General features: G+C 62.2%; 19 protein-coding genes. 8 read left to right on the top strand and 11 right to left on the bottom strand.

Annotated elements, in window-relative coordinates; genetic code table 11:
* Window positions 1-66: 66 nt before the first annotated feature.
* The gene (locus AC559A_RS17460) at window positions 67-297 is read right to left on the bottom strand and encodes a hypothetical protein (RefSeq protein WP_498818984.1); all 231 of its coding nucleotides are present in this window, start codon (window positions 295-297) and stop codon (window positions 67-69) included.
* Between the two features lie 325 nt (window positions 298-622).
* On the opposite strand from AC559A_RS17460, the gene AC559A_RS17455 reads away from it, so the two are divergent.
* The 3 genes from AC559A_RS17455 (at window position 623) to AC559A_RS17445 (ending at window position 2,301) form a co-directional block, all read left to right on the top strand.
* Window positions 623-871: a hypothetical protein gene (locus AC559A_RS17455; protein WP_498818983.1), complete on the top strand. Its 249-nt coding sequence runs from the start codon at window positions 623-625 to the stop codon at window positions 869-871.
* A 190-nt stretch (window positions 872-1,061) separates the two neighbouring features.
* Complete coding sequence (locus AC559A_RS17450) at window positions 1,062-1,544, top strand: YbaK/EbsC family protein (RefSeq protein WP_028572821.1); 483 nt, start codon at window positions 1,062-1,064, stop codon at window positions 1,542-1,544.
* 202 nt (window positions 1,545-1,746) lie between these two features.
* Window positions 1,747-2,301 carry an NAD(P)H-dependent oxidoreductase gene (locus AC559A_RS17445; protein ID WP_498818982.1) on the top strand — a complete coding sequence of 185 codons (555 nt, stop codon included), beginning with the start codon at window positions 1,747-1,749 and terminating at the stop codon, window positions 2,299-2,301.
* Between the two features lie 112 nt (window positions 2,302-2,413).
* Here the strand turns inward: AC559A_RS17445 and AC559A_RS17440 are convergent, their stop codons facing one another.
* Both AC559A_RS17440 and AC559A_RS17435 read right to left on the bottom strand, forming a co-directional pair.
* Window positions 2,414-5,065: an ABC transporter permease gene (locus AC559A_RS17440; protein WP_498818981.1), complete on the bottom strand. Its 2,652-nt coding sequence runs from the start codon at window positions 5,063-5,065 to the stop codon at window positions 2,414-2,416.
* Window positions 5,062-5,781 carry an ABC transporter ATP-binding protein gene (locus tag AC559A_RS17435; protein ID WP_498818980.1) on the bottom strand — a complete coding sequence of 240 codons (720 nt, stop codon included), beginning with the start codon at window positions 5,779-5,781 and terminating at the stop codon, window positions 5,062-5,064. Before AC559A_RS17435 ends, AC559A_RS17440 begins: the two co-directional genes overlap by 4 nt.
* A gap of 27 nt (window positions 5,782-5,808) precedes the next feature.
* Here AC559A_RS17435 and AC559A_RS17430 point away from each other — a divergent pair, with 27 nt between their 5' ends.
* The 3 genes from AC559A_RS17430 to AC559A_RS17420 all read left to right on the top strand — a co-directional run bounded on the left by AC559A_RS17430 (window position 5,809) and on the right by AC559A_RS17420 (window position 7,563).
* On the top strand, window positions 5,809-6,453 hold the full coding sequence (locus AC559A_RS17430) for an arylesterase (RefSeq protein WP_498818979.1): 645 nt from the start codon (window positions 5,809-5,811) through the stop codon (window positions 6,451-6,453).
* 445 nt (window positions 6,454-6,898) lie between these two features.
* Window positions 6,899-7,159 carry a hypothetical protein gene (locus AC559A_RS17425; RefSeq protein ID WP_498818978.1) on the top strand — a complete coding sequence of 87 codons (261 nt, stop codon included), beginning with the start codon at window positions 6,899-6,901 and terminating at the stop codon, window positions 7,157-7,159.
* A complete protein-coding gene (locus AC559A_RS17420) occupies window positions 7,156-7,563 on the top strand; it encodes a type II toxin-antitoxin system VapC family toxin (RefSeq protein WP_498818977.1) in 408 nt (135 codons plus the stop codon). The genes AC559A_RS17425 and AC559A_RS17420 overlap by 4 nt, the downstream gene beginning before the upstream one ends.
* A 9-nt stretch (window positions 7,564-7,572) precedes the next feature.
* Here the strand turns inward: AC559A_RS17420 and AC559A_RS17415 are convergent, their stop codons facing one another.
* Genes AC559A_RS17415 through AC559A_RS17405 form a run of 3 tightly spaced genes read right to left on the bottom strand, consistent with a single transcriptional unit; the run spans window position 7,573 to window position 11,323 of the window.
* Window positions 7,573-8,532, bottom strand: a complete 960-nt coding sequence (locus tag AC559A_RS17415; RefSeq protein ID WP_498818976.1) for an FAD binding domain-containing protein — start codon at window positions 8,530-8,532, stop codon at window positions 7,573-7,575.
* The gene (locus AC559A_RS17410; protein ID WP_498818975.1) at window positions 8,529-9,014 is read right to left on the bottom strand and encodes a (2Fe-2S)-binding protein; all 486 of its coding nucleotides are present in this window, start codon (window positions 9,012-9,014) and stop codon (window positions 8,529-8,531) included. The genes AC559A_RS17415 and AC559A_RS17410 overlap by 4 nt, the downstream gene beginning before the upstream one ends.
* Window positions 9,011-11,323, bottom strand: coding sequence for a xanthine dehydrogenase family protein molybdopterin-binding subunit (locus AC559A_RS17405; RefSeq protein ID WP_498818974.1), 2,313 nt, complete (start codon window positions 11,321-11,323; stop codon window positions 9,011-9,013). Before AC559A_RS17405 ends, AC559A_RS17410 begins: the two co-directional genes overlap by 4 nt.
* A gap of 232 nt (window positions 11,324-11,555) precedes the next feature.
* Between AC559A_RS17405 and AC559A_RS17400 the strand changes: the two genes are divergently transcribed.
* Window positions 11,556-12,779 carry an MFS transporter gene (locus tag AC559A_RS17400; RefSeq protein WP_498818973.1) on the top strand — a complete coding sequence of 408 codons (1,224 nt, stop codon included), beginning with the start codon at window positions 11,556-11,558 and terminating at the stop codon, window positions 12,777-12,779.
* A 280-nt stretch (window positions 12,780-13,059) separates the two neighbouring features.
* Here AC559A_RS17400 and AC559A_RS17395 read toward each other — a convergent pair whose 3' ends face one another.
* The 5 genes from AC559A_RS17395 to AC559A_RS17375 all read right to left on the bottom strand — a co-directional run bounded on the left by AC559A_RS17395 (window position 13,060) and on the right by AC559A_RS17375 (window position 20,374).
* Window positions 13,060-14,133, bottom strand: coding sequence for a hypothetical protein (locus tag AC559A_RS17395; protein WP_498818972.1), 1,074 nt, complete (start codon window positions 14,131-14,133; stop codon window positions 13,060-13,062).
* Between the two features lie 17 nt (window positions 14,134-14,150).
* Window positions 14,151-18,194 carry an aromatic amino acid lyase gene (locus AC559A_RS17390; RefSeq protein WP_498818971.1) on the bottom strand — a complete coding sequence of 1,348 codons (4,044 nt, stop codon included), beginning with the start codon at window positions 18,192-18,194 and terminating at the stop codon, window positions 14,151-14,153.
* Between the two features lie 264 nt (window positions 18,195-18,458).
* Window positions 18,459-18,977, bottom strand: coding sequence for a PIN domain-containing protein (locus tag AC559A_RS17385; protein WP_498818970.1), 519 nt, complete (start codon window positions 18,975-18,977; stop codon window positions 18,459-18,461).
* Window positions 18,970-19,218: a UPF0175 family protein gene (locus AC559A_RS17380; RefSeq protein ID WP_498818969.1), complete on the bottom strand. Its 249-nt coding sequence runs from the start codon at window positions 19,216-19,218 to the stop codon at window positions 18,970-18,972. Before AC559A_RS17380 ends, AC559A_RS17385 begins: the two co-directional genes overlap by 8 nt.
* A 22-nt stretch (window positions 19,219-19,240) precedes the next feature.
* Complete coding sequence (locus tag AC559A_RS17375) at window positions 19,241-20,374, bottom strand: hypothetical protein (protein WP_498818968.1); 1,134 nt, start codon at window positions 20,372-20,374, stop codon at window positions 19,241-19,243.
* Window positions 20,375-21,458: 1,084 nt separating this feature from the next.
* Here AC559A_RS17375 and AC559A_RS17370 point away from each other — a divergent pair.
* A complete protein-coding gene (locus AC559A_RS17370) occupies window positions 21,459-21,917 on the top strand; it encodes an Lcl C-terminal domain-containing protein (RefSeq protein ID WP_498818967.1) in 459 nt (152 codons plus the stop codon).
* Window positions 21,918-22,304 lie beyond the last annotated feature (387 nt).

The following is a 22,304-nucleotide window of genomic DNA, read 5'->3' as shown; positions in this document are numbered from 1 at the left end:
CGAGACTTTTGGGGTCTCGCTCGCAAGCGCCACGCCAGCCCTCGACTATGTGCTCAAATAGAAAAATCATCGCAAAGCCAAACCCATAAATTCTGCGGAAGAGCCATCAGTTTTTCCCTGGACCATCAGCCCCAGCATGGTTTTCAGAATGTTTTCAGTGGATATCTGCGGCCTGCCGATGGTCACCTGCTTTGCCACAGCATCAAGACCCGCCAGCTTGGCCATCTGTCCTACGAACACCAAGCCGGCTGGCCCGGCCTGGAGGTTTTCCTTGTGAACCACCTTGGATATGCCCATGCTCATCGCCCCATCACCTATTGGGTGAGTTTGTAAAGTTGCTGCGTCGACGAGAGAACATATCGAATTAATTAATTATAATCAAGAACGCTCTGTATTGTAACTGTATGATGAATGTAACAGCTTCACGGACTCAGGGTACTACTTTCCGGAGGCAACTTCGGTTCAAATCGCATTAAGTCTGCGTGCTGTTGGGGATGATCTGCAGCGAGACTTTCAGCTTTCTTACGAGGTATGTCATCTCCTGTATCCGTCGATCGACCCTAGTCAGCCCGACGAGCCAAGAACAATCGTCCTGAATGAAGGTATATCGGCCTACTTTTCCGTGATTGTCGTCGCCACTGACTATGGCGACGAAGCTGCGGGGATCGCCCTCGAAAACCTGGCCACGCACTCACCCAATTACTTCAGGGCATTCAAGCTCGTGTTAGCGTTGATGCAGCGCGATAGAGACGCAATAAAGAAGTTAAGAGCCATTCAACCGATGATCAATGAGACTGTCACGCAAGACCTGCTTGCAGCGGACCTTGGGCTGACGCAGGAAGAAGCCGAAGATCTGGTTGCAATATGCTGAGGTCAACGACATCTAAGGAGTTGATGGCTGCCGCGGTGCCGCCTAACAAATCGTTCGAGAGGGACGCTACGTCGGCAAGCCGACTTCGCGCCCCTCAACTCAAATGTTCCACACCCGAGAACAGCATGTCCCTGAAACTGGATGAACCACCGTTGACACCCGAACCCATTCAGATTGAAGGAAGCACCTCGTGAAGCCTCTGACTCCCAAAGATGTCCAGGCGGCGCTGGACGCCCTCGGATTGAACATCCGCGTACAACGCTTCAACGCCTCCACCGCCACGTCGCAGCAAGCCGCTGACGCCGTCGGCACTGAGCTTGGCAGTATCGTCAAGAGCCTCTGCTTCTTCATCGGCGAGGAGCCGGTCATCGTGCTCGGTTCCGGGGACCAGCGCATGGACGAGCGCAAGATTGCCGCGCTTCGAGGCGTGAGCCGCAAGAGGGTCAGAATGGCCACTGCGGCGCAGTCGGTGGAAGTGAGCGGCTACGCGCCCGGCGGTGTGCCGCCGTTGGGCCATCGGAACCGGCTGCCGATTTACATTGACGACATGCTGACGCGCTACGAAACCGTGTACGCGGCCGCGGGCGCGCCTGACGCCATCTTCCCGATCACGTTCAAGACGCTGGTGGAGGCGACCGGCGGCGCGGTGGCGGACATTGCGAAGAAAGACTGAGGCACGTCGTCCGTTCAACACCCAACGTCATCTTGCCCATCAGATCGACGACGTTAAAAAACCGTCAAGGTCATTTGAATGGGGACGCGCTACGAGTAGGAGTGCCCCATAGCTGCGTGTCGATAAATCCGAATCCGCCGGCTCGCTTCCGTGTTCGCGGTTGATACGCTGGCCGCTGAGAATGGGAGGAACACAGACAATCATGAACATTTCGATCATTCTTGCTCATCCTGACAAGGCAAGCTTCAACCATGCAATCGCGGCGACCGTTGTCAAGCAGATCGAAAGCAATGGACACGCCGTGTCTTTTCACGACCTCTATGCGGAGAATTTTGATCCTTTGCTTGTTTGCGGGGAGATTCCGAAGCATGCCGTATTGCCGGAGTCGGTCAAAAGCCATTGCGAGGAAATCCGACAAGCCGACGGCATTGTTGTCATCCATCCCAACTGGTGGGGGCAGCCCCCGGCAGTCCTGAAGGGCTGGATCGACCGGGTGATCCGGCCGGGGATTGCTTACGAGTTCCTGGAAGGGGATTCCGGCGAAGGCGTTCCCAGGGGCCTGTTGAAAGCTCAAGTCGCCGTCGTCTTCAACACGTCAAACACCACGCCGGAGAGGGAAAGACAGGTCTTTGGCGACCCCCTTGAGACCATCTGGCGAAACTGCGTCTTCGGCCTGTGCGGGGTCGGCGAATTTCACCGCCGTACGTTCGGCATGGTCGTGACCAGCACGGAGAGCGAGCGGGAAAGCATGGCTTGAAGAGGCAAGATCATTGCTCGACGGGATATTTCCGAAAACAGCAAGTTCAGATTTGCCTGCTCGGCAATAGTTCCATCTTTCCGCCGTGCCGGAACCACGGTCAATCCATCGTTCATTCATTCCGCAGCAAGACCCAGGGCCGGGCAGCCAGGACCGAGCGCATTCCGGCCAGGCCGCAGCCCAGCACCACCAAGAGTCCCAGGGCCAGCACCGTCAGCAGGGTGCCGGGGAGAAAGGTCCAGGGGTCGTCCAGGACGCGGCGCACGAACCACCAGGCCAGGCCCGTGCCCAGTCCGGCGGCCAGGGAGGCGGCCACGCCGCCCAGGAGCAGGAACTCCAGCCCCAGGGTGGTGACCACGTCCCGGCGGGTGGCTCCGCAGACCTTGAAGATCGCGGCTTCGTAGCGCCGCCGATCCAGCCCGGCCCGGATCACGCCGGCCAGCACCACGACCCCGGCCAGCAGGGTCATGGCCGCGATGGCCCGCACGCCCAGGCCGACCTGGTCCGTGACCCGGGCCACGTCTTCCAGCACGTCCCGGACATCCACGGCCACCACCCGGCTGAAATCCTCGGACAGGGCGGCCAGCAGTGCCGCCCGGCGGTCCTCCGGCGTTTCCGGCGCCAGGGAGACGGTGGCGATATGCGTGTACGGCGCGCCGTCCAGGATGCCGGAGGAAAAGATGATCGAGTGGTTCAGGGCCAGGGATTCCCAGTCCACCTCCCGCAAACAGGTGATCTCGGCATGGATTTCCCGGCCCAGAATATTCATGACCAGGGTGTCGCCCAGTCCGGCGCTCAGGCCGCGGGCAATGCCCTCGTCCATGCAGACCCGGGCCGGGCCGCGATAATCCTCCGGCCACCAGGACCCACCCACGATCCGGACGTCTTCCATGGGCCGGGCGGCAAAGCTCACCCCGCGTTCGCCGCGAATGGCCCATTCCACGGCAGGGTCCCGCAGGGCCTCTTCCGGGGTCAGGCCGGCGATGGCCGTGATTCGCCCGCGAATGGACGGCTGATCCTTCCATTCCAGCAGCTCCGGCCAGGCCCGCGCCGTCTCGCGCAACGCATCGACCCGATTCCGGGGAATGTCCACGAAAAAGAAGTCCGGCGCGTTCCGGGGCAGTTGACGGAGGAGCCGATCCTGAAAAGAGCCGTCCACCAGGGCCACGGTCACCAGCATGGTCAGCCCCAGGCCCAGGGAAAAGATCACGCTGGCGGTCATGGCTCCGGGTCGGTGCAGGTTGGCTACGGCCTGGCGCACCAGAGGGCCCGCCCAACGGGGACTGTGCCTGGCCCAATGACCACTGATCTTGGCAGCTCCCCATCCGGCGAGCCGGGCGGCCCCGTAAAACAGAACCACGCTGACCAGGGCGGCGCTGAAAAAAGCGAGCACGGTCCGGGTGTCGTCCACGGCCGTCGCCATCAACCCGGCCAAGGCCAGCCACGTCACGGCGACCATCATCCGTTCCCGGAAGCGCAAGGGCTGCGGAACAGGTTGGACATAACCACGGAACAGCTCCGCCGGACGAAATCGCAGGGCGAGATACAGAGGCCGGAGCACGAAGGCCAGGGTGGTGCACAGCCCCAGGATCAGGGCCGTGGCCAGCACGCCGGGGTACAGGCCCAAAACCGCTTGCAGCCCAAGACCCTTGGCCAAGGCCGCGGCCCCGAGGTTGGCCAGCCCGACGCCCAGGACCAGCCCCGCGAGGCCGCCGAGCAGGGCCATCACCAGGACCTGGGTCAGGCAGAAGATGAAGAGGGTCCGGGACGTGGCTCCCAGGCAGCGCATGGTGGCCAGGGTCGTTCGACGGCCCTCGAAATAGGCCTGGACGCTGCCGGCCACCCCCAACCCGCCGATGAGCAGGGCGGCCAGGCCCACGAGATTGAGGTACTTGGACAGATTTTCAATGGCCCGGGTCAGCCCTCTGGCCGCGGAGCCGTGCTCCCGGATCTGCCAGGAGGCTTCGGGAAAAGCGGTCTCCAGCTCGCCGCGCACGGCCCGCGCGGCTGCGGTCCGGTCGCCTTCAGGCGGCAAGGCCAGGCGCACCGCATACCGGATCAGGCTGCCGGGCTGGACCAGTCCGGTGGCCTCCAGGTCGTCCAGGGAAATCATCAACCGGGGGCCCAGGCCGAAGAACCCCGCGGCCTTGTCCGGCTCCCGCTCCAGCACGTCCACCACCCGGAAGGCCGCATCCCCAACGACTATCAGGTCTCCCACCTCGGCCCCGATCCGCGCCAGCAGCCCGGCTTCCGCCACTGCTTTGGGTACAGCTTTGGGCCCGGCCTTGGGCTCGGTATCCCCGGAGGTCAGCACGGTTTGGAGATCCGCCCCGGAGCGGAGCCGAGCCTGGCCATACAACGGATAATCCTGGTCCACGGCCTTGAGTTCGGTCAGGGTCGAGGCCCCGCCCGGTCCACGAGCCATGGCCCGGAGGGAGGCGACCCGGGACGTTGCCCCGAATGCCCGGAACGCTTCCACGGCAATGTCAGGAATGGGCGCATGGGCCTGGCGCAGTTCCAGGTCCCCGCCGAGAATGGCCCGGGTATTGTTCCGGATCCCGGCGTCCAGGGCCGCGGAGAGGGTCCCGATCCCGGCCACGGCCCCCACGCCGAGGACCAGACAGAGCAGAAAGATCCCGAACCCCTTGGGCCGGTTGCGGATCTCCCGCAAGGCCAGGCCCAAGGTGGTGCTCAGCGGGGTCTCCGCTTCCACGGGATTCTCTCCATCCGCCTTGCCATGGATGTTTCGAGCAATGCCGCTCATGCGCCGCCGTCCGCGCGGGGCTCCAGGCGACCGTCCCGCATCACCAGATGCCGTTTGCATTGCCCGGCCAGCGCGGCGTCGTGGGTCACCAGCACCAGGGCCGCGCCGTGCTCGTGTTGCAAGGCGAACATCCGGCGCATCACCTCGGACCCGGTGGCCGCGTCCAGGTTTCCGGTGGGTTCGTCGGCCAGCACGATCCGGGGCGCGTCGGCAAAGGCCCGGGCCAGGGCCACCCGCTGCTGCTCCCCGCCGGACAATTGGGCCGGGTAATGTCGCAGCCGTTCACCCAGGCCGACCCGCTCCAGCGACTCTCCGGCCTTGCGCTTTGCATCCGAGGCCCCGGCCAGCTCCAGGGGCAGCCGGACGTTCTCCAGCGCGGTCATGGTCGGCACGAGATGAAATCCCTGAAACACGATGCCGATCCGCCCGCGACGCAACCGGGCCAGGGCGTCCTCGCTCATGCGGGTCACCTCCCGGCCCAGAATCCGGATTTCGCCGGAACTGGCCGCTTCCAGACCGGCCATGACCATCAGCAGCGAGGTCTTGCCCGAACCGGACGGCCCGGTCACGGCCACGGTTTCACCGGAGGCCACGCTCAGGTTCACGCCGCGCAGAATCTTGACCGTGCTCCCGCCCGCGTCTAGGTTCAGCCGCACGTCGCGCAACCCGATCACCGGATGATCCTCAACATGACTTCCCTCGATTTCCGTCCGCATCACATTCTTGCCTTCCTGGTGGTGTTCATGACCTTCGCAACATCGCATACGCTTTCCGCTCCATCCACCGGCCACGCCGCACCCGGCAACGAGGCCGTGCTCCTGGCCTTCGGCGACAGCCTCTTCGCCGGGTACGGCGTGGCCGAGCAGGACGCCTTCCCCGCCGTGCTCGAAGCCCGACTGCGCGGGCAAGGCTATCCCGTCCGGGTGGTCAACGCCGGGGTTTCCGGGGATACCACGGCCGATGGTCTGGATCGGCTGGAATGGGTGCTGGCCGGGTTATCGGCGGATCGCCAAATTTTGGCAATTCTTGAATTAGGCGCCAACGACGCCCTGCGCGGCGTGAATCCGGACATCACCCGCCGCAACCTGACCGCCATGATACGGATATTCCAGGAACGCGGCATCCCGGTCTTCCTGGCCGGGATGTTCGCGCCGTTGAACCTGGGCCGGGACTTCGCCGCGCGGTTCAATGCCATCTTTCCGGACCTGGCCGAAACATTCGACCTGCCCCTCTACCCCTTTTTCCTGGAAGGCGTCGTCGGGAACCCGGCCCTGAACCTCGACGACGGCATCCATCCAAACGAGCAGGGCATCATCGTGATCACGGAGAACATCCTGCCCCTGATCGCCAATTTTCTGGGACAGCACGGGGTTCAGCCCATTCCATAGTTTCACCGTCTTTCCCCGGAGCCTTGTCCCGAAACGTGTCGTAGAACACGACCCCTGCGCGGTGGATATGTTCAGTTGCCCTTTGGCGATGAATTTGCCTAACTGACTCAATGCCTTGGTAACGTTGCTGAATCGTTGCAGCCAAAGGATGTCCTGCGTAATTATACTCCGCAAGGGCTGGTTTTTGGCTTTTTCGTTTTTGGCCACAGACGGGAAAGGCAGACGAAAAGGCAGACGAAGACGGTAGAGGGGAGTGAAACAAAAGCCCGATTTCTGGCCGTTCAGAGTATACGGCAATTCTCCATATTTTTCAGTGCGCGTCCAACCGGGCGTCACGGGCCCGGTTTTTGACAAACCAGGTATGGTGGATAGTGATCACAGCTTCGTTGACTTGGTGGAATCGGACACATAGTTTGTAGTCAGTTTGATTACAAAGGGGGCGATCATGCAGATGACAATCCGCATACCTGAAGAATACATGACTCGAGTCCACGATATTTCGTTACGAACCGGTCTGAAGAAGTCAGACATCGCCAGATTGGCCATCAAGGACTTTCTCGAACGTTTCGACGTCGTCCCAGGACAGGAGGATAAACCCATCAACAAGGCGTCGGACCTGATCGGAGTTGTCAACAGCGGAATTCCTGATCTGGGCCGTAACCACCGCCGTTACATTCTCAAGGGAATGCAGGGCCACGAATCGTGAATGCATTGTTGGATACCGGACCCTGGGTTGCGCTGATCGACGCAAGTGAAACCTCTCATGGGGCGTGCGTTGAGTGGTTTGGTTCGTTTTCCGGCAAGCTTTACTCGACGGAGCCCGTGCTGACGGAAGTCCTGTATCTTCTGAACTTTTCCCTGAAAGCTCAGCAGGCTGCCCTGGATTATGTCCTTCGAGGCATTGTCACGCTCGTTCCAGCTGATATTCAGTCACTGGAATCCGCCAAGACGCTCATGGGCAAATATGCCGACCTGCCCATGGATTTCGCTGATGCCAGCCTCGTTGTTCTTGCCTCGGAATCTCGGATATTGAATGTCGTGACCCTGGATGAGCGAGATTTCAGAGTGTATCGGACTCAGGAAAAAAAGGCTTTTGCCATTTTTCCTTGAGCATCATGATCAAGTTGCTTCCTGGGAGTTGGATTTGCGGGGATGCTTGTCATTACCTGAACCATTGTCGAAATGCTGCGCGGCCGCGCCGTGAGTGAGGAAACATGAAGCGCCCGTCTGAAGGACAACCGCCCGCGTCAGCCCCAGGCGCAATAGGAGGTTTCCGGCCACCTGGCGGCGGTAGTCGGCCGTGGCGCGGATGTCGTCGATGGGGCTGACCGCTTCGCGGATCAGGCGGGCGGCCTGGGTGAGGGCGCTTGGGCTGAGCTTGCGACCGACCAGGGCCTTTTCCGCCTCGATTGGACGAACCACCGTGGGGCCGACGCTGCCCAGGGCCAGCCTCGCTTCCTGGACGATCCCCCGCGGCCCGGTGCGGACCAGTGCGGCCAGGCTGACCACGGCAATGGCCAGGGCGTTGCGCCGGCCGACTTTCTCGAAGTGCTGGACCTGAAAGCCCTCGGCCAGGGGGACGCAAATTTCGGTCAGGATTTCAGCGGCCCGCAACGCGATCCGGCCCGGGCCGTGAATGAAATCGGCGATAGGCAGACGGCGTTCCGTATCGCGGGAACGCAGCACGACCTCGGCTTCCAGGACGTACAGCGGAGTCAGCCCGTCCCCGGCCGGGGAGGCGGTGCAGATGTTGCCGCCAAGGGTGGCCATGTTCCGGATCTGCGGACCGCCCAGATGGGCCAGGGCCCGGACCAGGATCGGCGCGTGTTCGCGGACCAGGGGCGAGTCCAGGCAGGCCCGGTGCGTGACGCAGGCCCCGATGCACAGCATGCCCCGCTCCACGCGGATGGTTTGCAGCTCGGGCAGGCGCTCCAGGCAGATCGCGGTGTCGAATCGCCCCAGGCCATTCCTGAGGCAGACCAGCAGATCGGTCCCCCCGGCCATCAGCGCCGCGCCGGGATTGTCCGCCAGCATGGCCCACAACTCGTTCATTTCGCGGGGCAGCAGAACAGCTTTCATGCCTTTTCCTCCGGTTCGACCCGGTCTTGGTCACGGGCCACGGACTCCACCGCGTCCACGATTTTTTGGTACCCGGTGCAGCGGCAGAGGTTGCCGGAAAGGGCTTCACGAATGGCCTGACGATCCGGACATGGCCTTCGAGCCAGCAGATCCGCGGCCGTTACGACCATCCCGGGCGTGCAGTAACCGCATTGCACGGCCCCGCGTTCGGCAAAGGCCCGCTGGACCGGATGTGGGTCCGTGCCCGACCCCAGCCCCTCCACGGTGACGATGGATCGTCCCTCCAACTGGACCGCGAGCATCAGACAAGACAGCTTGGGCACGCCGTCCACCAGTATTGTACAGGTCCCGCATTCCCCACTGCCGCAGCCTTCCTTGGTTCCCAACAGCCCGAGATCTTCGCGCAGCAGATCAACCACCCGCCGGTCGGGTTCAGTTTCCAGTTCCAATGGCCGACCGTTAATAACGCAGCGCACGATCATTTCTTCCTCCGTTTCATGGCCTTCAGCACGCGTTCCGGGGTTAACGGGGCTTGGCAGACGTCAGCGCCGCACGCTGCATGCGCGGCATTGGCCACGGCGGGCAGGGGACCGTTCATGCCCACTTCGCCCACGCCCTTCATTCCAAAGGGGCCGCTGGGTTCTTCCACGTCGCAGGCCGGCGAAACCATGTCCGGCACGTCCAGGGCAGTGGGAATAATGTATGTCGTCAGGGTGTCCGCCAGCACCCGGCCTTCCTGGATATGCATGTCCTCGCTCAGAGCGTAGCCCAGCCCTTGGGCCACGGCCCCGTGGACCTGCTGCTCAAAGGCCTGGGGATTGAGTACCCGCCCGGCCTCGGTCACGGCCAGATACCGGCAGACCTCCACCGCGCCGGTCAGCTCGTCCACTTCCACGAACGCCGCGTGAGCCGCATGAGCGAACAGCAGGTGCGGGAAACCGATCCGGAATTCCCGTCCGCCGCTGACGGCATCCGGGGCCACGGGCATGAACGCCTCGGCCACGGCCTGGCGGTCGGCCTGGGAAAAGAAGGCCCCCAGCCTGGTCAGGGGCAGGTCCCGGCCCGTGGGCAGATGGCGGATCAGCCCGGGCAGCAGGGCCAGGTCCCTGGGTTCCTCCAGAAAAAAGAACATCGCGGCCCGGGCCAGGAGCTTGGCCTTCAGGTCCTCACAGGCCGGAATCAGAGCCTTGCCAAAGGTGTATGTGGTCCGTCCGGCGGAAGAGGATCCCGACGGGTGGCAACGGCTGGTATCGGGTTGCACCATCTCCAACCGGGAAGCGTCCTGGCCGAGGATTTGTCCGGCGATCTGGGCATAGGCCGTGGCATTGCCCTGGCCCATGTCCGCTACCCCGCTGAAGATGCGGAACATGCCCTCCGGCGTCAGCTCGACCTTGGCTATGGCCGAGTCCGGCAGACCCCGGCCGTAGCCCATGGCATTGTGCACCGCGGCCAGGCCCACGCCCCGGCGCTTGAAACGCGGGGCCTGGGCCACCCAGGTTTCACGTTCGCGCCACAGGGAATGCTCGGCAACCTTGTCCAGGCAGTCCCTGATGCCGGTCGACCCGGTCACGGTCACGCCGCAGGCGTTGCGATCCCCCCGGTTCAGGGCGTTTTTGCGCCGCAAATCCAGGGGATCCATACCCAGTCGGTTCGCCAGGCGATCCATGATCCGTTCCATGCCGAAGCTGACCTGGGCGACGCCAAAACCGCGCATGGCTCCGGCCACCGGATTATTCGTGTATGCAGCCCGACCTTCGATCTGGACGTTGGGCACGCGGTACGGCCCGGCGGCATGTTCCAAACCCAGGGCCAGCACCTCCCCGCCCAGATGGGCGTAGGCCCCGGTATCCAGCAGCAGGCGGCAGTGCAGGGCCAGCAGGGTTCCGTCCTTGTCCGCACCCAGTTCATAGTTCATCCGGGCCGCATGGCGGGTGTATCCGGCCAGAAAGCTTTCCTCCCGGTCCCAGCACATCTTCACGGGGCGACCTTTGGCGTGCATTGCGGCCAGGACCAGCAGACACTGCACCGTGGCGCCGTCCTTGCCGCCGAAACCACCGCCGAGATAGGGCGCGACGACCCGGATCCGGGTGGGGTCCAGGCCCAGGGCGTAACCGATCTCGAAGCGGTCCCGAAACGGGGCCTGGGTGGAGACGACCATGTGCAATATGCCCTCCTCGTCCTGCCAGGCCACTCCGTTTTCCGGTTCCAGATAGGCGTGACGCTGGGCCGGAACCGCATACCCGCCGCGCACCCGTACCGGACAGTCGGCCAGGGCCGCCTTGCCCCGGCCCGTGATGATGGACGAGCCGACCAGCAGATTGCCCTCGTCCCGCCCGTCATGCACCAATGGCGCGCCTTTTCGCAGGGCCGGTTCCGGGTCGAACACCGCGGGCAGGGGTTCCAGGTCGACACCAATCGCAGCCAGGGCCTCGGCCAGCGCGCTCTTGGTCTCCGCCAGGACCAGGGCCACGGGATCCCCGCAATGGCGGACCTTGGTTCCGGCCAGCACGGGCTGGTCCTTGTGCAGGATGCCCTGGCGGTTGGTTCCGGGCACGTCTTGGCGGGTCAGAATACGGATGATTCCGGGCAGGGACTCGGCCCGGGAGATGTCAACGCTTCGTATCCGGGCATGGGGAACCCCGGCGCGGCGAGCCCCTGCCCAGAGCAGGTTCGGCGGATACTCATCCACGGCGTAGCGTTCCGTCCCGCAAGCCTTGGCCAGGCCGTCGATGCGCGGCACGGAACGTCCGATTTCCAGCTGGGGAGCGGGCGCAAGGTGATTGAAGCTCATGAATGGGATTCCTGGTTGACGTTCAAACAGGCAAGGCATACCAAACGCAAACACGTCGTTGTCCATGATGCCTGCATGCAGCTTTGGCTGCTGATTCCGTGATCTGTCAAGTGCCGGACCGGGAGGAATGTTCGGAAAGATCCCTTACGCATCCTTCGCGACGCAGGTAACACATAAAAGTGCTGAAGGCCGGTGGTGCATGCCGCACGACCTCCAGCATTCAGGCTGTATCATGTCCATGAACACCTCCGCTGAATCGCCAGATTCCCTGTTCAGCTTTGAATTCGTCGCCTTGAGCGCCATAAGCTTTCTGGCGTTCTGCAATCTGTCCCTGTTCTACGGCTTCAACGCCTACCTGGAGGGGCTTGGGGTGGCGGCGGCTTGGCGCGGCGTCCTGATCGGCCTGGAACCAGCCACGGCCTTTGTCCTGCGACCGATCATCAGCCCATGGCTCACGCCCCGCAACAGCGTCCAGGTCATCGGCGTGGGTCTGGTCCTGATCATGCTTGCCCTGCTCGGGTACTCCCAGGCTGAAAACCTGTGGACCCTGGGCCTGATCCGGATGCTGCACGGCGCCGGCTTCGTGGTGATGATTTCGGCCTGTGTGAGCGTGCTGGTTCTTTTCATTCCTGAAGGTCGCAGCGGGCAAGGGTTCGGGGTGTTCTCCATCACCACCCTCCTGCCGTACGCGGTGCTGCCGCCCCTTGTGGAGCCGCTGCTGGTTGCGGTCGGCGACGCCTCACGGGTTTACACCCTGTTTTCGCCCTTGTTCGTGCCTGCCCTGTTTCTGCTGCCGGCCGTAGGTCGCGGGGTCCGCCGCCGCGTGGCCGACCTGCCGGACAAGGCCATGCAACGTCCACGGCTCAAGGACCTTGTCGAGGATCTCCGCACGCCAGGTATTCCCAGGCTGCTGACGGCCAACCTGCTGTTGTTCATCGCCACCACCACGGTCTTCTTCTATATGAAGGATCATCTGTCGGCCCTGGGTGGCGGCAACCCAGGTTTTTTCTTCAGCATCTCCACCGGTGCGACCATTCTGGTGCGCATCGCCTGCGGCAAGCTTCTGGACAGGGTCAACCGGGCGGCCATGCTCGGGCTGTTTCTGCTGGCGCTGGCCGTGTGTTTTCTTCTCTTCAGCCTGGCTGAAACCCCGGACAAGATCCTGATCCTGGCCGGACTGTACGGCGTTTGTCTGGGGTTTGTCATGCCCCAGCTCAACGCCGCCATGTTCGTCATCTCGCCGCGACATCTGCGCGGGTTGAACACGAACATGATGCTTTTCACCATGGACGCCGGCTTTTGGATGGGGCCGATGCTGGCGGGAACGCTGCTGGCCATGGGTGTGGCCTATGCGGAATTGTTCCTGGCTTTCGCGGTCCTGCCCCTGGCTGGATCCGTGATCGCCTGGAGCATGGTCGGACTGCTGCGGGTCACGCAACACAACGCGGAAAAATGATCCGGAGGAGACGTTTTCCTGGTGCATGGCCGCGTCAACCTTGGGGGAGAGGGGACCAGGGCAATTTTGTTCTCACCAAATTTTCCTGCAAAGACGGCTGGTTTACCCTGTTTGGAACGGCTCGAAACTCCATCACCGGCCTCGTACCATCAAGCCGTTGCGCTTTAATAACAAGATGTTGTGCTCTTTGGATGGGCAACGGCTTGATGAACGATTCCTGGTTCAGTCAGACAGTCGATCCGTCCCAAACAGGGCAAACCAGCCTCATAACTTCAGGTAGTTACGTGAGAACAAATTTGCCCTGGAGAGGGGCTGTTTTTTCCTGCTCCGCCCTGATCCGCTCCAGCAGGGCCCGGGCCTTGTCATTATGCAGCCTGATGGCGGCATAGTCCGGCCGCTCCAGGATCTTCTGCATCAGCAGACCGTCGCTGTCGAACCAGCGCGGCAGGTAGCCGCCCAGGAACCATCCCCCGGCGCACAGCCGTTCGACGGCCCCGCCCACCTCCGCCTGCCCCAGGTTCAGGAACGCCTGGAGCGTCACGCACCCTGCCCGCAGGGCCTCGCTTTCCAGCCCTTCCAGAACACCGGGAAAATCCGCGCCCAACAAGGGGAACTGGAACCGGGCCGTGCCCGTGCCGGGAAAGACCTGCACCTGGTGAACGGTCCGGCCGTCCGTCGGCAGGGTGTCGGACGCCTCGGCAAACGTGCGCTGGAAATCCCGGTCCGCCAGGATGAAATCCAGAATATCCCGGTGCCTCTCAGGCAGGTGAACCCTGTGCGGTCGGTCCCGGACGGTCTTGAACTGCAGGAAGCAGGACATCCGGCCCGAGGCCCCGTCCCAGCCCTGGCTCGGGGGCAGCAGGCCCAGCTGCACGGCGTAGTCGGCCATCTTCGCCTGGACGCCGAAGAGCTGGGTCACGATGTGATTGGTCACGGGCTCGGCGTAAATCCCTTCCACGGGCAGGCTTTCCGCCAAGGGTCCGTGGATGTACGTGTTGATCATCTCGGCGATGTTTCGCCTCCGGTGGCTTTTCAGCACCAGATACTGCCCCACTTCCAGCAGCCCGGCAAAGGGCGGCGAGCTGCGGTAGAGCGCTCCGTGGGCGACAATCACCCCGTCCTCGGTCTTGCAGACCACGGAGCTGAGCTGTTGCTCCCGGTTCAATTCCAGAATCCGCCGCGGAATATAGTAGTCCTCCACGGGATAGGCGTCGCCGTACACCGCGTGGTAGAGTCGGGACACGCCGGTTTCGTCCCCTGGGGCGAACAGGCTGAGCGCAACCTCCTGCTCCACGTCCGCCGTCAGCGGGTCGGCCGCAAAGCGTTCGACGAAATACTGCTTGTCTTCGGGCATGATCGATCTCCTTCCGGTCAGTGCAGGGCCGCGACAACACCGCCCACCGCCTGCACGGTTCGGCCTTCGGCGGCAATGTCCCGGGTCAGTTTTTCCACCAGAACTTCCAGGGACTGTTCGTCGTCGTTCCAGATCAGGGGGCGGGAATCCTGCTGGGTATGGCCCAGGACATCCAGCACCGCCTGGTACAGGCCCGCGCCGGCAGGCGAGAGCAGGGGGCGCGGGTCGTGGCTGTCGGACATCCGGGCCGCGCGCAGGGACACGGCCTGGACCCCGAAGATCAGGGCCATGGCGGTGTAGGATTGCAGGGAGCGGATGGATGTGCGGGCCAGGACCGCGGAGTTGAAGCCCTGGCTGTTGATGTTCTGGTTGAACTGCTCGGCGTGGGTCGGGAAGCGGTCGGCAATGGGCGCGCCGTGGTAGGACAACAGGGGCATGATGGAGTTGGCCGCGATCTGCAGGCCCTTGAGCCCCATGTTCACCTTGCGCTCCGGGTTGCCCACCAGGGAGGCCGGCAGGCCGGCGTTGAATTCCGGAGCCGCGAGCAGGGCGATCTGGGTGTCCATGTGCTTGGCCGCCAGGCCCAGGTAGTAGCGCAGATGGTCCATCCACACGGCCACGTACTGGCCGAGGAAGTTCCCGCTGTGCAGGCTCAGGCAGTTGTCGCCGTCAATGAGCGGGTTGTCGTTGGCCGAATTCATCTCGGTTTCCACGGCCGCGGCGGCCAGGCGCAGCCCGTCCAGCACCGGGCCCACGAACTGGGGCAGGCAGCGCAGGGAATAGCGGTCCTGGGCCGGCTGCCCGTCCAGCACCTCGTGGTGGCCGTCCAGCTCGTTGCGGCACATGGCTGACCCGTCCAGGAGCCGGAGCATCAGCTCCGCGGCCAGGACCTGGCCGGGATGCGGCTTGAGCTTCTGGATGAAGGGATGAAAGGACTGGTTGGTGCCGCGCAGGGCCTGGATGACCAGGGCGTGAAAGCCCAGGCACAGGGCCGTCAGGCGGCGGGCGTCGTAGAGGCAGTTGGCCGCGATCCCGGTCATCACCGAGGTGCCGTTGACCATGCCCAGGCCCTCCTTGGGCCCCAGGGTGAAGGGCTTCAGGCCAAGGCGCTCCAGGGCCGTCAGACAGCTCACGGTTTCACCGCGCATGTCCACCTGGAAGCAGGGATCAGCCCCGACCAGGGCCCCGGCGATGGTGGCCAGGGGCGCCAGATCCCCGCTGGCCCCGATGGAGCCCATGTCCCGGACCAGGGGCGTCACGCCGTTGTTCAGAAAGAGCACGGACCGGTCAATGAGTTCCCGGCGCACGCCCGAGGCCCCGCGCAAGTGGGAATTGACCCGCAGGAGCATGGCCGCGCGCACGTCCTCCAGGGGGAGATATTTTCCGGCGCAGACGTTCAAAAAGCGCAGCAGGTTGTTTTGCAGGGCGCAGAGGTCGCTTTCGGGGATGGTCACGTCGGCCATGCCGCCGAACCCGGTGTTCACCCCGTAGATGGGCTCGCCGGTGCGCACGGCCCATTCGATGAACGAGGCCGAGGCCTCGACCCGGTCCATCACGGCCCGGTCCGTGGTCAGCCGGACCGGCCTGGCGTGCCGGGCCCCGGCCACCACTTCATCCACGGTCAGCCCTTCGCCGGACAGAACCACTTCCTCGATCCGGGCGGCCTGGAGCCATTCCCGGTCCTGGGCCGTGGCCGGGGCGGGCCGCTTGAGCGGCGAGGCGCAGGCCGGGTTGGACTCGATGTCCCGCAGAATCAGATCCAGGATGCGGTGGGCCCGCTGGGAATAGAGCTTGATGGAATCAGCCCCGGGCATGTCCAGGACCTTTTGCATCAGCAGGCCGTCGGTCTCGAACCAGCCCGGCAGCAGCCCGCCCAGGAAATAGCCCTGCTCGCGCAGGGCGGTCACGGCCTGGCCGCACCAGGACTCGCCGAGATTGACGAACACCTGGAGCACCCGGGCCCCGGACGTGCCGGTTCCGGCTCGGGAATCCGCGGCCAGGGCCTGGGACTCGAAACCGGCCAGGCTGCGCTCGAAATCCGGCCCCAGGGTCAGGACATGCATCCGGGCCACCTGGGCAAAGGCGAAATATTCCGTGGAAACCCGGGTGGCAATACCCGCCGGGGGCTCGTCATCGCCCGGCAGCACGAGGCGGTCCAGCCGGGCGTCCTGCAGCAGATAATCAACCGCTTCCTGGTAAACGGCCGGGACATGCAGCCGGCGCTGTTCATCCCGGGTGCGGCCGAACAGCAGGAGCGTGGAAACGCGGTCGTCCGGATGCTCCGTGGTCCCATAGGCAGCCGCGGGCATCAGCCCGATTTCCAGGGCCGTTTCCACCAGCCCGCACATGGCCGCGAACTTCTGGGTGACCACCTGATGGCAGGGGGCCTCGCTGAAAAAGACCTCCACGCCGTGCCGGGGAATGAGCGCGTCGCGGATGAACTCCTGCAGGGCCAGGGGAACCTGGGTGCCGCGGTAGGCCGGATGGACCACGTGGGAGCCGATTTCATAGACGCCGTGATGGGGCGCGGAGCTGCGGAACAGACTGCCGTAGCCGACGATGTCGCCGCCAGGGGTGCGGGCTACGGCGCTGTGGACCAGACCCAGCCGGTTCTCCTCCAGCAGCCGCTCCGGGATGTAATAGGTCTCAAAGGGAAAGGAGCCGCCGAACACTGCGTAAAAGAGCCCGGCCACGCCCCAGGCGTCGTCCATGCCGTCGCCCATGCCGCCGCCCTTGTCGTTGTTGGCGCGCAGCCCGTCCACGGTGAATGCCTGGCCGGGTTCGATTGTCCGGACTTCGGCTTGCAGCCTGGACAGGGCCTGGTCCAGGGTCATGGCCACCTGCCTGGTGTCAACGGTCCAGTCGGCCAGCTTGCCCATTTCGTTCTTGGGCAGTTCCGGGCCAAAGGTGACGGCGCCCGGCTGCTCGACCCGGTACAGCCGACCGGCCAGATGGACGCGCAACGCGTCGCGCATTGCCGGGCCCGGCGTGAACCCGTCCTTGAGCACCACGAAGGCCTTCAGCCGGTCGCCCTCCTCCCGGCGCATCAGCCGCACCGCGCAGTCGGCCACGGCCTCATGGGCCAGCAGCGCCTCCCGGACCCGGGCCGGATAGACGTTGATCCCGGCCACCTGGACCGCGCTGTCCAGGCGCTTCTTGACGAAAAACCGGGTCTCGTCCACCCATTCCAGGGCGTCCTGGAAGGCAAAGGGCTCGGATTGGCCGCCGTCTTCCAGGTCGCGCACGAACTGGTCCTCTCCGAATCGTTTCCAGGTGGCCATCAGGGTCAGGGGATCGTCGGGATTGGAGCGGTGGCCCATGGCCCCGCTTTCCGAGGATCCGTAGATCTCGAACATCACCTGCAGCCCTTGGCGCTTGAGGGTGCGGATGATTTCCGGCGGACACGGTCCGGTGGACGTGACCCCGATCACCCCGGCCGGAAAACGCTCCTTGGTTTCGGAACACAGCCTCCAGATGTGCGGGAACCCGATCAGCGCATCCCCCGGGGCCAGATCCTTGATGATCCGCGCAGGCCGCTTGAAGCGCAGGTCGCACCGTTGCGCCCCCAGAACCTTGGGAATCAGAACCGTGTAGATGAAGCCGTAAATATGGTGCGGCGGGACGAGGCCCAGAATCCGTTTGGTCCCCTGGAGCATTTCGGCCAGATGCAGGGCGTCCTGCTCCAGGAAGTAATAGTCCCGTACAATGGGCTTGGGCTCGCCGGTACTGCCCGAGGTGTAAAAGGTGATCACCCGGGGCCTGGGCCCGACCTGTTCCAGCAGATGCCCGGCCCACTGGCCCAGGGTGGCCAACCCGCCCAGCCCGCCCAGCCTGACGGACGCCTCCGCGGCCAGGCCGAAAAACCCGCCCACCCGGGAGGCAACCAAGGCCAGTTGGTCCGGGGGGATCGCCAGGGGTTCCTGGGCCAGGGCGCTGTCCGGGGTAAGCAGCAACTCATCCCCGAACACGTCGGACGTTTTGCGCAGCTTCTTCAGTTCGGCATAGACAATGGCCCGCGTGAGATGAAAATAGTCGTCCAGGTCAAGCGATATCTTCCCCATGGCGAGGGTCCTCCGAGGTGAGTGGATGTGAGGGTGAACGTTCTTTGGATAAGAAACTGTCTGAAAAATATGCAGGTCTACCAGTGATGATTCAAGACTGGTTGCGGATAGTCGCTATTTGTGCCGTACAGTAGGGGCGACCGGCAGGTCGCCCTTATGCCTGGACATGAACAACCTCACCTACAGAATTCAACATCATTATCGCAATGATTTGATCCAGTCCCAGAATTTTCAGACAGTTTCTGAGGAGTTATTCCTCTGCCTTTACAATGGCAATTCATGACCGGCGCTGCTCAGGAACGATTCAACGTCCCTGCCCAGCCAAATTCCGTGACGATGAAGGCGATTGAGCGCTTCCTTGGTATTTAGTGGGAATCCGTGCTGTTTCGCTTTGACGAGAATACCAACCGACCCGGTCACGGCCAGGCCGTGCAACCGGGCGACACGCCTTCCCATTTTCTCGTCAATGCAAACCAGTCCGAGTCCGAGATCAAGCGCGGTGTGGATGACCGCTGCTTCGCCACTGTCCAGTGAGTTTTTCAAAAAAGGGGGTACGTTTTGTGGCCTGGTTAACCGTTCGAGCCAGTTGTCCGTCGTGAAGGCCGCCACCGCGGGAGCTTGTGAACCGCCTGCAAGGATTTCCTGCTGGACTTCATGGGGCACGATCACGCGATCATAACAGATGCGCAGGATGTCCAGGCTGCCGGTTGCCACGGCCAAGGCAATGATTGGCGTTGTATTGATGACCAGCATCCGATGAGCAGCGAGGGGTGCATCAGGCATTGCGCAGGTCCGATTCCAGTTCGTCCCGAGACAGATCGATCATGGGCACGCCATACTCGCCGAGTTGAAGCAAAAAATGGACCCGTTCCATATTCAACATCCGAGCCGCGATTCCCGAGGATATCTTACCCATTTCATAAAGCTTCGCGGCCATGGCCATTTTGGCTTGCCTGGCGAACTCTTCCGGTGTGCAGTGAACGGCATCCGGCAGCATCTGGGGGATTTCAATGGTCAGAAGCATGTTTTTTTCCTTTCTTCAAAGTCTAACGGTATGATTCGTCGTCAGCCGGACCGGTTTGCCGTGTCTGGCCGCGGCCATCATTTACTCCACGGACTGCCCTTCGCGGGACGGGATCACTGCCTTGATCCGGACGGTCGCGGTCGGAGCGGATCAGCTCCAGAAGCATCCGCGCCTCTTCGGGATGCAGCTTGATCCGGGAAAAGTCCGGTTCTTTGGCAATTTTTTGCAGCAGCAACCCATCCTGATCATACCAGAGCGGCAGCAATCCGCCCAGGAAATACCCCTTGGTCCGGGCCGCGTCCACTGCCCCGGTGCAGCCCGCTCGCCCCAGGGGCAGCACGATCTGATAGACGTGACGCTCCGGGAAGTCCTGTTCCATCCGGGCCAGGACGGCGCCGAAGTCCGGCCCGATCCGGTCCACGGTCATTTTGACCAGATCAGCCTTGTCCATGGGCTGGATCGCTGCCTCGGTGGTGCCGCTCGGGCCGGGATCGTCCCGGAATTCGCGATCCAGGTCGCGGCTGGCGTACAGGGCGCGCAAGACGTCGGCGTATCGGCGCGGAAGATGCACGGCGTGGGGCCGGTCCCGCAGGATGATGAACCCGTCCAGCAGGCTGATCCGGCCTGAGCCCGGCCCGGCGTGTTCTTCGGGCCTGGGCGGCATGGCCTCGATTTCCAGGGCGCCGTAGAAGCTGTTGTATTTGATGCCCATTTTCTGGGTGGTGACATGGTCGCAGACGGTCTGCCCGTAAATGACGTCCACTCCCAGGCGCTCGGGCGGGGCGGTATTAATCCTGGCGACCAGACGCATGGCCAGGGAAGAGGTGCGGTAGGCCGGATGCACGATCCAGGATCCGGCCTCCATGATCCTGTGTCCCGGAGGGTTGCGGAACAGGGCGTACAGGCCGACGATATCGCCCTTGTCCGTGCGCCCGAGCACCTGGTACAGATCCGGCCCGGCATTCAGCCGGACCAGCTCCTCCGGATCATAGACATAATCCACCGGAAACATCTCGCCGTACACGGCGTGGAACAGCCGGGCCACGCCAAGTCCGTCTTCGGGCCGGAACTCGTCCACCACGAACTTCTGGCCGGGTTCGATGACATGGGGCGCGGCGCGCAGGGCCGCGAGGCATTCTTCCCTGGATTTAGGCATGGGGTTCTTCCTTTTCAGTGCGATGGGCGATTGGCTGCGAGGCTTCAAGCTTTCGCCATGAACATGCCGGTTTCCCGTGGGGGAAGCGGGAGTTCAAGGTAATCACGCATCATCAGAAGCCGCAAGCCCCGCGACAAGTTCATACGGACTTTTGATTCCGATGCAACGGTTCTTAACTGATAACGAAACGACCAGAGCCAGATACGATTGCTTCCACTCAAAATGTCGTTTAATGGCTTCAACATTTGGTACGTTATCGGTTTCCCGAACTGAGTGTTGAAAAAGTCCTTATCCGGCAGTTCGTTCAAAAACCCCAAGTGCAAGGAGTAAAAAAACTTCAAGGTCGAAGCGTATTTATTCATACGTGAGAGTTTGAACTTTTTGCGGCGACGCAGCAATTGGGGAGTTTTTCAACGGACTGCTAAGCCAGTACAGAAATTTGGCGATGTCTTCCCGATATACGTGATAACGTTCCGATGGGACACTGGCCTTCAGGAGCATTAGGATTTTGTCCTCCTTCCTGAGTTTTTTGCCACAGACGAGAAAGGCAGACAAAGAAGGACTTTTCTCCGCCGACTTGGCTGGAGAAAAACACTTCGCGCCGCAGGCGCAGGCAGCTATTTCAGCCCATTGTTTTTGTTAATGGGCTGAAACGTTCTTCCGTCTGCCTTGTTCGTCCTGCATGGTCAAGCGAAGCGGGTGGCTAAAAATTAATGTATTTCAAACACTAAATGATCAAAAAAGGCCATGCGGGGACAGACACCTAATACTCCCCCAACCTTCAAGACCTTCTCCCAGTCGGCAAAGGTGATCACGGTGTATCCATCATTTCCTCCGAGGTTGGCTTTATGCTCCGCTCTTGTGGTGAGTATTTGGCTGCCGCACGACACCGGAACAGCTTCCTGACTACTCTCGGATCGCCACGAATTCTGGCAGTGCCAACCAAGTGGGCGCAAACAGTGCGGCTTTAAGCGGTTGGCGTTTTTTTGTAATATATTGGATTTCTACAGTTTTACTCATGGCATGAATAGTGCTATAAGAGATGCAAGGCCATAACGGTCCAACCTCAACAGGAGAAAAAATCATGAAAAAGCTTTACGCGATTGCAACCATGGCTTTCGTACTCTGCCTGACCGGGCTGGTCCTTTCAGGCACGGCCTTTGCCGACAGGTGCGTGGACAATGGAGACGGAACAGTAACGGATAACGGAACCGGCCTGATGTGGCAGAAGGAAACGGCTGGTCCAACGGACTGGGATACGGCCATGAGCTATGCCCCTAGCCTTTCCTTAGGTGGACATTCCGGCTGGTGGTTGCCGAGCAAGGATGAATTGTTGGGGCTGTACCATTCACCGTGTAAATCTTTAATGGAAGTGGTGTCGTCCGGTTACTGGTCGTCTACTACCAACGCCAACAATACGAACAACGCGTGGCACGTCAACTTCAACAACGGAAACGTGAACAACAACAATAAGTCGAATAGCAGCTACGTTCGTGCCGTGCGTGATGCACATTCAAATACCAAGGTTATAAGAAAATATTAATTACTGGATGTTCCTCCGCAGGCTGATTTGGAGCCTCGACACTTGCCTGGAGTATCTTTGTCCCTGGGTCAACTTATCTCCCCCCTGCTCAACGCCGCCTGTCCCTTTCGGGATGGGCGGTTTTTTTCTGGATCGTGATTATCACAAAAGCCGAGACGCCACTCTCCAGACTTTGGTCAGGAAGAAAGGACGGAGGCGGCCCGTCGCCCAGGCGCTTGCTGAGCTTGGTGTGGCGAGCTTGAGGGCGGTGCATCCTGGGAAATCGGGGTCAGGTCTTGTATTTTAATTTTCCGGCTCGTCAGCAAAATTTGTGGGTGAACACTGGTTCGGGCAGATCTCCAAGTGTATGATATAAGGCAATTTTTTGCACTTCGATGCTCCGAAAAC

This window comes from Desulfonatronum zhilinae, from assembly GCF_900182865.1.
Classification (GTDB): Bacteria; Desulfobacterota; Desulfovibrionia; order Desulfovibrionales; family Desulfonatronaceae; genus Desulfonatronum; species Desulfonatronum lacustre.
The sequence above is the reverse complement of the archived record's forward strand: the minus strand, read 5'-3'. Positions and strand labels throughout refer to the sequence as shown.